At 36.2% G+C, this 11,981-nt stretch carries 9 protein-coding genes and 2 pseudogenes; 4 read left to right on the top strand and 7 right to left on the bottom strand.

What is annotated here, in order from left to right; all coding sequences use genetic code 11:
• Positions 1–22: 22 nt before the first annotated feature.
• Positions 23–415 (top strand): annotated as a pseudogene (locus tag HMPREF9420_RS11465) (ThiF family adenylyltransferase); the annotation flags it as partial.
• Positions 416–548: 133 nt separating this feature from the next.
• A pseudogene (locus tag HMPREF9420_RS15090) lies at positions 549–1,316 on the top strand (transposase family protein).
• 220 nt (positions 1,317–1,536) lie between these two features.
• Here the strand turns inward: HMPREF9420_RS15090 and HMPREF9420_RS11450 are convergent.
• The 7 genes from HMPREF9420_RS11450 to HMPREF9420_RS11420 form a co-directional block, all read right to left on the bottom strand.
• Positions 1,537–3,891, bottom strand: a complete 2,355-nt coding sequence (locus HMPREF9420_RS11450) for an AIPR family protein (protein WP_007135871.1) — start codon at positions 3,889–3,891, stop codon at positions 1,537–1,539.
• A gap of 1 nt (position 3,892) precedes the next feature.
• Positions 3,893–4,897 (bottom strand): PD-(D/E)XK motif protein, encoded by a 1,005-nt coding sequence (locus HMPREF9420_RS11445; RefSeq protein WP_025839654.1) that lies wholly within the window; start codon positions 4,895–4,897, stop codon positions 3,893–3,895.
• Positions 4,887–7,667 carry a Z1 domain-containing protein gene (locus tag HMPREF9420_RS11440; protein WP_007135869.1) on the bottom strand — a complete coding sequence of 927 codons (2,781 nt, stop codon included), beginning with the start codon at positions 7,665–7,667 and terminating at the stop codon, positions 4,887–4,889. Before HMPREF9420_RS11440 ends, HMPREF9420_RS11445 begins: the two co-directional genes overlap by 11 nt.
• Positions 7,668–7,669: 2 nt before the next feature.
• Positions 7,670–9,142 carry an ATP-binding protein gene (locus HMPREF9420_RS11435; protein WP_007135868.1) on the bottom strand — a complete coding sequence of 491 codons (1,473 nt, stop codon included), beginning with the start codon at positions 9,140–9,142 and terminating at the stop codon, positions 7,670–7,672.
• On the bottom strand, positions 9,108–10,418 hold the full coding sequence (locus HMPREF9420_RS11430; protein WP_007135867.1) for a DNA cytosine methyltransferase: 1,311 nt from the start codon (positions 10,416–10,418) through the stop codon (positions 9,108–9,110). The genes HMPREF9420_RS11435 and HMPREF9420_RS11430 overlap by 35 nt, the downstream gene beginning before the upstream one ends.
• Before the next feature lie 7 nt (positions 10,419–10,425).
• Positions 10,426–10,635 (bottom strand): helix-turn-helix transcriptional regulator, encoded by a 210-nt coding sequence (locus tag HMPREF9420_RS11425; protein ID WP_006045720.1) that lies wholly within the window; start codon positions 10,633–10,635, stop codon positions 10,426–10,428.
• A gap of 82 nt (positions 10,636–10,717) precedes the next feature.
• A complete protein-coding gene (locus HMPREF9420_RS11420) occupies positions 10,718–11,194 on the bottom strand; it encodes a hypothetical protein (protein ID WP_234967307.1) in 477 nt (158 codons plus the stop codon).
• Between the two features lie 30 nt (positions 11,195–11,224).
• Between HMPREF9420_RS11420 and HMPREF9420_RS15025 the strand changes: the two genes are divergently transcribed.
• Both HMPREF9420_RS15025 and HMPREF9420_RS14795 read left to right on the top strand, forming a co-directional pair.
• Positions 11,225–11,368: a helix-turn-helix domain-containing protein gene (locus HMPREF9420_RS15025; RefSeq protein WP_081457513.1), complete on the top strand. Its 144-nt coding sequence runs from the start codon at positions 11,225–11,227 to the stop codon at positions 11,366–11,368.
• A 166-nt stretch (positions 11,369–11,534) separates the two neighbouring features.
• Positions 11,535–11,981: DDE-type integrase/transposase/recombinase (locus tag HMPREF9420_RS14795; protein WP_248628113.1), on the top strand; the 447-nt coding region annotated here is incomplete at its 3' end.

Here is an 11,981-nt window from a genome sequence, read left to right as displayed (position 1 = left end):
CGCAAAAAATAAATTATCAGTTATGGAAGAAAGATATAGTAGAAACAGACTCTATGTGAGTGAAAACGAACAAAGCATCATCAAGGATTATAAGATATTCCTTGGTGGTGCTGGTATCGGTAGTATCGTGGCAGAATGTGCTTTAAGATTAGGTTTTGAACATATCACCATTGTTGATGGTGATAAGGTAGAAAAGACTAACTTAAATAGACAAAACTACACGGGAAATGACATCGGTAGGTATAAAGCTGAGTGCTTGGCAGAACGATTGTTAAGTATAAACCCTAATGCACATATAACCGTACATACCGAGTTCTTAACGTCAGATAATATCGAAGCATTGATTGCCAATCACAATGTTGCTATCAATGCTTTAGATTTTAAGGACGAAACTCCTTTTGTCTTTGATAAAATCCCTTATTTCCGCAGCGTTTTTGCTTGCAAGAAAAGCAAGTGCATGATACATAAAAGTATTCAAACACTTGCGTATGTCAGAAAATTCACTTATCTTAGTGCTACTAAACATATAAAATAATCAACCAACTGACATGACAAAAGTAGCAATAAAATCTGACAAAATAACCTCTTTGGGTGGAATTTTTCACGTAATGGATGTTTTTTCCAAACTTGGACTCAATCAAATTATTGACTCCTCGCTTGGTCAGCGTGGCAGTACAAGTACGGCATTCCAATATAGTGATATTATTTCATCGCTGTTTTATAGCTATTTATGTGGTGCTGATTGCTTGGAAGATATTAACACGCTCGTTGCTCAGTTTTCATTATCTCCCAAATGTACACTTCCTGGGGCAGACACTGTTGGTCGTGGTTTAAAAGAACTTAAGGAAGCAAATGTGGTTTACGCTTGTGATAAATTCAAGCACGCTTATAAGTACAATAAGGCTGAGAAATTAAACCAACTTCTTCTGACGATGGTTAAGCATCTTGGTTTGACACACTAAGGAAGCAGCGTTGATTTAGACTTTGACCACCAGTTTATTCCTGCGCACAAATACGATGCAACATATTCTTATAAAAGTGATTACGGTTACTTTCCTGGCTGGGTACACCTGCCTTTCTCCTTTCTTGAGCAGAACACCTTCTTTATGCTCGTTACAGCAATGTTGAAGAACTTCTACCTTTTTCTCATTGATAAATTGTCTCAACAAATAGAACCTCTAAAGAAAAGCAGTCGTTTGAAGAAGTTCATATTACACTTTATCAACGTACCTGCCAAATGGATTAAGACAGGAAGGAGATACGTCTTAAACCTATACACACCCAAAAAGTATTATATCAAGATTTTTAAAGAATAGCTTCAAACTCTTTGCTGAATTTTATCTTCCCTATTCCCTATGGGTAAGGGAACTTGTGTCCAATAACCCAACCTATTTGAGGTAAGTTGAGCAAAAAATGACAAATCGACCTTTCTCGTAGGGTTAAATGAGACGCAAGCAAGTTTTGAAACAAACAAGGAAATTGTTTGCGGAAATAAGGTTATTTGTTAATGTTCGTTTATTATTAAGCATATAGTCCTTATTCTGTAAACCCTCTTTTTTTGAGAGTTATATAGTTCATATACATTCCTCTTTTCATTCTTTCACCCAATGGACGTTTCCCATTGGCTATCTCATCCATAACTTTCCATTGCCAATCTTTGAGGACACGACGTCTGCGATCCCACTCAACCATTTTTTGAACCAACTCAATTGTGATATTATCGTTATCATAATCAGTTGAGGAAGCATGACTTGCACTATGTGCTTTATCGTCTTCGGAAGTAAGCTTATCTGCCTCAAACAACAATTCGATATTCTTCTCACAAACGATATTATAAATATTTATGGCTTTTCTTCTATCTGAATCAGTAAACTTATGATTAAACTTCAACTTATGAGCCGTTTCTTGAGCAGCAGACTGATAATTGATAGACAAACAATCAGTTTCTTTTCCCCATTCAGCAATTTTTCTCCACAATGAAAATGGAATAGATTCTATAATTTCCATATCATGAGCTACATCTTCATCGTTCTTATCAGGATTCAGCGAAAAACCTTTTCTGACTGGAGTTGAAGAATTTATGAGATCAGACTTTATATCATTCAAATCATAAGACCAAGTGTATGCCTTAACCTTCTCCCAGCATTCTTCTTTTTTTGACCACTCGATATAATGTGAAACAGGTGATTCATTGAGAATGAATTCATTAATCTGTTTCATTAGCTCATAAATGAAATCAGAAAGTGCGTTAGAAAGGCATTGGTTCTTCCAAATCTTATAGAGGTTTAGCTTTCCCTTCGTTATGGTAGTTAATAAAGAAATAGCATAAGGAACAACTACTTGTTTCAACTCACCAATATTATTTCCAGATACTTTGGTACCATATCTTTTATCGGCAGTTCTGAATAATATCGTTTTGGCAATGGCATCTTCATAATAGATGCTATTGAAGTTTTTAATACTTTCAGGTAAGTTATTATTTATGAACTTACTGTAGTTCTTTTCGTTACCACGTACCACGATAAACGGACCGATTGCAATCTTTTTCCCATCATACACTTCTTCGTATGCGTTTATATATTTGGCAAGTTCTACCTTCGTAATAACCTGCTTCTTGGGATATTTCAAGTCAAAGGCAGTTTGGCGAGATTTGGTAAACCCCTCCTTTTGACGAAGATTTTTATATTGGCCTCTTGCTCTTTCAAAGAACCAATATGTCTGGATGTTTGAATCTTCTGTTATTGGTGTCATGATGTATCGTGATAACTTCTCAAACGCAATAAGATGGGCATTATTGGCTGTAAAATCAGCCTCATTCACCTTGTTTTGTGTATTTGCATATCGAGAAATGCGTGATACAATATCGGCAAATTCTTCTGCTCTTTTGATCACCGAGATTTTAGCTTGAACAAAAATTCCAGAGATGTCAGCCTTATCCTTTTTCCATGTATGGTAGATAGATGCAGTTGTTTGACCGCCATTTACAATCTGTAAATTAGAAATCTTGACAATGTTTCTGCCTATAGAATCTAATTCGATGTGATTAGCAGTAGCCGCTAATCCATTATTGAAGGCCAAGAACATATGTGACTCTTTTTTAATTGTATCTCTGATACCTTTGTTAATTTTTCCCGTAAATTGGAGGAAAGAACGAACATTTTGTTCCAATAATCTGGCACCAAACCTTTCATATAAATTGGCCAAACATATTCCAGGTATAATAGCTACATATGCTTGATAGTCTGGGTTTTCAGAAGCTGCTGATAAACATGGGACAGTATAGCCTTCCTCCATAAAATTAATCTCAATAGGCACGCGTGACTCTACTGTAACTTGGTAAAGATAGCGAAGGTCAATCACCCGGAAGAATACTTTATATCCACAGATTTCTATATTAGCAGGAATTTCCCCTTTATATTCTCCATTAGTTAGGATAAAGGCATTAACTCTCACCAAATTCTCTTTTAATTCTTCATATGAAGATAGAGTATTTGCGAACTCAAATATTTCAGATGATTCTGCAACTTCATTTGCATAATCACCATATACAGCCTTTCTGAAGAAATTAATAATTCTGGTAGCAGCTCTATCAATTTCAGCTTTAGGAGTTGAATATATGCTTTCTTCACACCCAAAAATAGAAATAAATAAGTCAACAGTTTCATAATTATCAGCTATTGCATAGCCATTAATTTTATGTTGCTTTTTTGTTCCTAAGTCTTTTTCATCAAAAGCTACTGTTGCATTTTCAGTTTCTCCAGCTTCTGACAATACATCAAGAACATATCTAGTAAATGTTTGCTCTTGATTATCGCCATCTTCATTAGATAGTTGGCGGGTTGCAATCTCTTGAATGAGAGATAGATAATATTTATTTATGTCAGTATTCATGTCACTTTATGGTATTAAATAAAACACCTTCAGGAACTAAATGTTCATCGCACATGCCGATAGAAATAACATAAACGACATTACTAACTCCGTTTCTAAGATCATTCTCCATGATTCTTGGAAAATCAGCTAATACTTTATAGTACTTTTCGCTCCTTTTTTTATAAAAACGCTCAGCATATAAGAATTCATGACAAGATATGTACTTCGCTTCAATGAGCTTTTCTTCGAAGATACATAGTGCAGGTACATTGCCACTGAGAAGGGCCTTTATTTCTGACACAATCATAGGCAAACTTTCTCCATTAGTTTTGGATACTTCTAAAACTAAATGATAAACAAATAAATGAGCGACAAGTGAATTATCAAGTTGTCGTTCTCCGTTTATAGTTATGAATTGAGCATTATTGGTAGATGTTGTTTTTACTTCAACTGCCCAATTATCGCCTTGAAAGTCCTTATTTGTTTTCTCAACTCCAGTCCACAATTGTAAAGTAGAAACATAGGTATCATTTGAACTTCTATTTAACAATTTTCTAAGGAAAACCAATTCTCCGTATAAACCTTGCTGTTCTTCTTTTGATAATCCTTCGAATTTAATTTTTCCGAACAAATCCTTCCATCTATGTAGTTGATTTACAACTTCTTGAGCCATTTCTTTTGTAGAAGATAGTGGTTTTAAAGTAGTTATTAAATCTTCACACAATGCGGCGAAAACTCTTTGGTTTTCATTTCTCATCAGTTGAACATGGAGCATCTTTTGTCCTGGCATTGAAGCATCCAAAAGCTGCCTAATTCTTAATTCGCTCAAATTGCTTAAAGACGAAATATCAATCTTGAATTCTTTCGAGAAAGAGACCGCTATCCCAACTATATCATCGGGATAGCTATATGTGGCATATACTTGTATTGGTAATGATGCGTCATACAGTTTCTTCACAACCCCTATAGTTGCAAGGCTTTTTAATGAGCTCCACAACTCTATAATATGATATTTATTCTCCATACTCATTGTCGTTTTCATTATCGAAATTGTCTTCAATATCGGCATATTCTCCTACCATATTCACTTTATAATTTACAGCTATAGATGTATCTGTTGCAGGAAACGAAATAGCAAACCCTACAAAAGGATCATCACCTACTGTAAACACGATTGAACCTTCAACGGGCACATTATTCTTCATAACGTTGGCACCAATAGGATTTAATGGATATATAATTAGAAGTGGTTGAGCTTTGGGTCTGAAATTACTACGTACAACTAATGGCTTGGGATATGCCTTTGCCCAAGTTTTACCACTTTTAATAGCCTCTTGCTTTGTTGCTTCAAGAGCTTCATTTAGCACATTCTTATCTAAATCCACAAATTCATCGGCTTGATTACCTACTATATGATTCTTTCGAATAAAGTAAGTTTTGTAATCGGTATCAATAGCTCTATTACGATAGAAACAATTAACTTTATATTTGTTACAGAAACAATATTCCTTATTCGGTCCACTACCAGCCGTTTTGTTCATTAGAACTACGCTCCAATTCGTTAATTCGCCATATCCTTGTAACTCATTAATATACTTAACTATCAACTCAAGATTTACCTTTTTGAGAGATTCTGCAACAGTAAATTCATTGAAATAATCAGAGATTTGGTTTGCTGGAACGTTCTTCCAAAGATAGTCTCCGTCTTTGATTAGCGGCTCACCTAAACCAGATAGAAGCTCTTCGGTTGCAACAAGGTTTCTATTCTTTAATCCCTTGTCAATTGGCAATTGATACGTTTCAATGAGGCGAGAAGCCCATGATACTTGAATTTCTTTGGTATTTCTCATTTTATTAAGAGCTGTAATCTGCAGGCATCCAGGATGCGTACGCACCTTAAGGGCATACTTATCAGGAGTACTTCTCGATTCTGCAAGGTAGTTGAACTCATCACGCAACTCAGCACTAGCAACAGCTATGTGTCGATACCATTCATTAAGTTCCGCACTTGTAAATAATCTGCATAAATCAACATATCCAGGACGATAACCAAACCATCTGCCCATCTGCATTAATGTGTCATACATTTTAGATGCACGTAGGAAATAGCTTATTGAAAGACCTTCCAAAGTTAGACCTCGAGATAGTTTGTCTCCGCCTATAGCAATTACAGAAACCCCATTTTTAGAACTCAGTTGATAATCAAGAATATCACCTGAAGATCCGTTAATGGATTTCACTTCAATTTTCTGAACAACTTTGAAAAGCAAAGGCTTAATATCTTCCCACTGGTGGACTTGCAAGCAATGATCAATATTGGAAAGCGACGAATTTTTAATTTTATTGGTTGTTTCAGTATAGTCATTCTCTAGCAAATCTTGAAATTCACTGAGCACAGATGAATCGTTTGCTTCTATCTCTTGCTTATAATAAGAAAACTGCTGAGCGACCAATTCTTTAATCTTATTTTGCCATAGCTGATAGCGAGAAACGTGGATAAGCATAGAGTTATGCTTGTTTTCTTGGCCTCTTGCTATACGTATAGCGCATGTCAATATAAAGCTCTTAATAGCCGTCTTTAATGACTCTGGTATATCTGTAAATGTTGGCTTGGGATCATTCTTTTTGTGCCCCTCTGGTATGAAAGTCAGATAATCGCTAATAGGAACCACAATTGGCAACAAGTCTTCTTCATCCTCAACATACATACTTGTCCCAAATACTTTTTCAGGACCAATATAATTAGTTGGTGCAGGTAGATTGATAATGAAGTCACGTGGAAACAGATCTGATTCGTCTTGTGCTATAAATATATTAGCAAAAGGGGTGGCTGTATATCCAACATAGGCAGACCTATTGAATTGTCCAATCAGCGTTCTAATAGCTTTATTAATTGCTGTTGGGTCTAAATCCTTATCTTTCTTTGTATTGATTGAAGCATTATCCGCTTCATCATCAACCAGTAGCAACGATTTATTGGCAATCTTGTGACCCCCAGCTTGAGCTTTTAGCCAAGTGTTCAAGCGCTTTAATACTGATGCGTTCTTTTTTACAACCAAAATTATAGGTTGCGGTGCATTGAAGTTGAAGCCAGCTGTATTTGCTGCCCTACTATTGAAATCGCCAGAATCCAAACTTGTGGTATAGGAATTAGCTATAGCGGAATCAAAACCAGGAATCAGTCCCACACCGATTTTGGTAGTATTATTGATATTATATGCTCGTTCGTATTGGGTATCAAATCCTAAAAAGCCCTCATCTATTCTACTTTGAGTTTGGCTTCTCAGATTATTCAATATGCCAGCTAGTACAACGATAAAATTGAAGCCAGCATCAGCAGCTTTGCAAATTAAGCCTGTGTAATTAGCTGTTTTACCAGATTGAACTTGACCTACAACTAACCCTTTTTTATCAATTGTGATATTGGTCAGCTGTGGATTAAACAAATTATCTAAAATGCGGTCACTCATATCATCTAATTTTTGAATGACAAGTGGAGCAAATCCTTTTTGTTCAGACAGATATTGTTTATATCTCACCCAAAAGTCCCAAGTAGATTTGCGTTCAGCTTTGAAATCTCTAAGCCAAGGTTGTCTTCTTTCATTTCCTTCTAGAATTTGAAAATCCTGAATTCTTACTCCATACAAGGATAATAATTCGTTTTTTACTTGCGCAATATCCATATTGGGAAAGATTAGTGATACCCTTGCTATAGCATCATTAATCTGATCGTCTGTTACAACAGCATTTGGTCCGATTAGGACTCGGCACATATTAATAATTTGATTCTGCATAGCTATAAATTTTCGATTAAATCCTCAAAGAGATTAAATGGTTCTACTGTTTTTAGATATGCTTTGGCTTGTTCAGATGTCTTTCCCATTTTAATTTGGTTATCATACACCATCCGCATCATATCTGTTATGATTGAAGGATTGATACCTGTAAAAGGTTCAAGTTGAGACTCTTCACCTTTTGCTTCATTGATATAAATAGTCTTAGTTGGTAACGTTTCCTCAATAAAACTAAGGAGAGTGTTAATAGCCTTCTCTGGGTTATCATGAGCCATACTTTTAATTTGCTGAATCATATCATGTTCACGATTAACCACAAAAGACCATTTGTTATCTTTTTTCTTCTCGCACCATAGAGGTTGGAAAGATGTACCAGCTTTCTGCTTCAGAATCTTTCCTCTATGTCGATAGACTTCACAGCCAATTGATCTTACAGCTTTAGCGTAAGATTCAAGTTGACTTCTATTTTGCATTGGAGGATAGGCTCTTGATTTTTTAATATCAATCTGCCATTCAGTGTCCAATGTATTAGGTAAATCTATCTTAATTCGCACTAATTTATAGTGTTCTTCCTTTCTAAATAGTCCAAGCCAATCACCTGCTAAAAGTAATCTTTTTCCTCTATACACATAGAATCCCTGCTGAGCTGCCCATCCATTTATACCTTCGGCTTTAGTATAGGCTACTTCGCTAGAGAAAGCACTTTTATGAGGCAAAACATACCCCTTGACAGATATTCCACCAATAATATTCTCGGTGGGTCTTATCTGCGTCTTTGGTTCATCTTCACAGAATGGATTCCAAGGCTCTATCTCATGTTCACACCAGAAAATCTTCACAACTTTTTCTTCAATAAAACGGTGAAAAGTCATTGAAATGTGTCGTTTCACCTTATCTAATTGTGAAGAAAATTTAGCCTTTGAGTTAATATCAATCTCACTTGTTTCTGGGTTAATGATTCGGTCTAAACCTGACCATACAACCAAAGTGCCATGAGAAACATCATCAAGAGCATTTATATATTCATCAGGAATCCATTGAAGAAGTTCCCATTGGTTTGTTTTTGCAACATAGTCTAAGTCCCAAGTCCAATAAACGGGCTTGTAATCAGCCTTTTTGCTATATACGGTAAGTCTTCTACATTGAGAGAATGAGGCGGTTTTCAGTCCCAAACCAAATCGACCTAAATCACTTTTTGAACGTTCTTCCAAAGGATTTTGAGAACCCGGTCTCATAGCTTCAATCAGTTCTTGGTGGTTCATTCCAATACCGTCATCTTTAATAGTTATAATGGATTGGCCACCTTTCCAGATTCTTGAAATCCAGATATTATTCGCTCCAGCTGATATAGAGTTATCTAATATATCAGCCATTGCTGTTTCCAAACTATAGCCCATAGCTCGAAAAGTCTCAACCATAGACGCAGCAGCAGGTGTAGCATTAGCGGTTTTGAGTTCTTCGTAATTCATCTTCATGAGCTAATATCTTTTTTATCTCTAAAGCAATCTTCTCTGCAAGTACTACAGGGACAGCGTTACCAATTTGTTTAAATGCGGCAGAGCGACTTCCTTCAAAAAAGTAGTCATCTGGGAATGATTGTATTCTTGCAGCTTCACGTATTGTAATAGAGCGTACATTATCCGTAGTTGGATTAGGAGTTGGATATATGTAATAATGTCCATCCATAGCGATATGCGCTACAACGGTGTGACATACCCCGTTAGGATCTACCACACAAAACCTATTTAAGAATGTCTGCGTATTTTTATGTTTTTGTAGTGAAGGGTCAAGCTTATCATACCGTAAACGTTTCCCTTCATTCCATTGTTCAACCGCTTGCTTATAGATTTCTCTGTCTGTAGGATTGTTAGGACGTGCAATGTGCTGAGTGGTAAAGCTCAAGACTCCTCTAATTCCTGATTTTTTAAGGTATTCCATATCGTTTAAAGGCTTTGTGTAATGAACAATTCCACAAAGTGTACCTTCACCAGCTTTGATTATAGGCAAATCACAAAACAAATCCCTCATTATTTTGTATGGTATTTGCTCTTCAAGAAGGTACGGATAGTGATACGAGGTATCTTCTTGTGTGTCTCTTTTATTTTGCCAACCAACAATAATGACCCTATGACGTTTTTGTAAAACGCCATGCTGTGATGCTATCTGTTCACGAAAATCTATATTGTAATCCAACTCACGCACCAATCGAATAAGATCCCTAAATGGCTCTCCACCTTTAGCAGTAAGAATTCCCAAAACATTTTCAAATACAAACATTTTGGGCTTATAGCGCTTAAGGAACGCTACATAGAATTTATATAAGTCATTACGAGGGTCTTCTTCTATTTTCTTTCCTAATCTGGCACGGCCAGCGACAGAATATGCTTGGCACGGTGGACCTCCAATTATCATATCAACGGGCGTCCCATTACAAAGCTTGTCAACTCTTTCAAAAAGGCTTGGCAATGTTTCTTTCCCTATAGCTTCTTGAATTACAGAGTCAATCACAGATTTAGGAACTTTATTCCAAAGCCAACTTCCATCTGTCTTTTCCTTCTTATTTTTGAGGTATTCTTCGTATATTTCAAGTTTTCCGTTCTCCTTTAAATAATGAAATGCTGCACGAGTTTTCAATGAATCACAAGCATAGTGATCCATCTCAATATGTGCTATGGGTTCATAACCAGCTCTGATAAAACCTTCTGATAGCCCACCAGCACCTGCAAACAAATCTATAAATCTGTACTTCATACGTTAATTATTTTGTTTTATTAAGCAGTTCTGATACATCAACATCTAAGAGATTAGCTATCTCTATCAATTGGTGGACAGAAGGTTGTGAGCGGTTAGTACACCATCTGGAAACCGTCATGTCTGATTTTCCTAATTGATCAGCAAGCCATTTGCTTGTCTTGTGATTATCTGCTAATGCGGCTTTTAATCTATTGGGTATTTGTTTAACGCTCATAATCTCAGCTGAATTTCTTCTATTAAAACGGCAAAAATACTCATTTATTGTTTATTTTCCTACAGATTTTTGATATTTAACCCTAATCAGCTTGCTTTTTTAAGCTCACAATGAACTTATACTCGTTGATTATCTCCTTTTCGGTTACTTCCGATATATCAATCTGACAATCTGGTGATTTGCGTAATACCATCATCATTTTTTCAAGTGATGGCAGCTTCGTTGAGCCATCATAGTGAAAGTTTGCTTCATAACATTCGAATCCTATTTGGCCTATCTTACCCATATCTGGCTTGCCATTCTTCACCAATGAGGAATAAGGGTACCATTTGATATTTGCTACATCGTCAACATTCTCCTCTATGCACTTATATACGTGAATCGGATTTTTGATATTCCTTACTTCCGCAGCGTTTTTGCTTGCAAGAAATGCAAGTGCCTGATACATAGAAGTATTCAAACACTTGCGTATGTCAGAAAATTCACTTATCTTAGTGCTACCAAACATGTAAAACAATAAACCAACTGACATGACAGAGGTAGCAATAAAATCTGACAAAATAACCTCTTTTGGTGGAATTTTTCACCAATAAAGCGTTCAGAGTTAAGTATTGTTCAGGCACTTAAGCGTTTAGGAATCCCAAGGCGTACCTTTTATAATTGGTATAAGAAATATGCTATAGGAGGTTTGAATGCTCTCAGAGCAACACATTGTAGAGCACCGACAACGTGAAACCCGCATACCTGATAATATTCGACAAATAGTGGTTGAACTTTCTTTAGAGCACCCGGAGCTCACCCCTAGGGAATTGTCAGTTCTTTTATTGGAAGAGAGTCAGATATTTGTTTCAGAGTCAAGCTTTTATCGTATATTACACGAAAGAGATCTATTGGAACGTATGGAGCATGATTTTATCTTTGCAGCTGATGAGTTCCATCATAAGACTAAATTCGCTAATGAGATGTGGCAGACCGATTTTACCTATTTCAAAGTCAAGGATTGGGGCTGGTATTATCTCTCTACGGTAATTGATGACTACAGCAGGTATATTATCCATTGGGAGTTATGTCCGAGTATGACTTCTGATGATGTATCCAGAACTATAGATAAAGCAATTGAGAAGGCAGGAGTTACATTCCAGAATCCTCCTTGTCTGTTATCAGATAATGGACCATGTTATATTGCTTCCTCTCTCAAACAGTATCTCTGTAAGGAATATAATATCAAGCATATCCATGGCAAACCCTTGCAGACGCAGAGAAAGATAGAACGATATCACAGATCGATGAAAAATGTGATTAAGCTAAATCATTATTTTTGTCCCTCTGAATTGGAAAAGGCTATT

Source organism: Segatella salivae DSM 15606 (assembly GCF_000185845.1).
GTDB classification, from domain to species: domain Bacteria; phylum Bacteroidota; class Bacteroidia; order Bacteroidales; family Bacteroidaceae; genus Prevotella; species Prevotella salivae.
The sequence above is the reverse complement of the archived record's forward strand: the minus strand, read 5'-3'. Positions and strand labels throughout refer to the sequence as shown.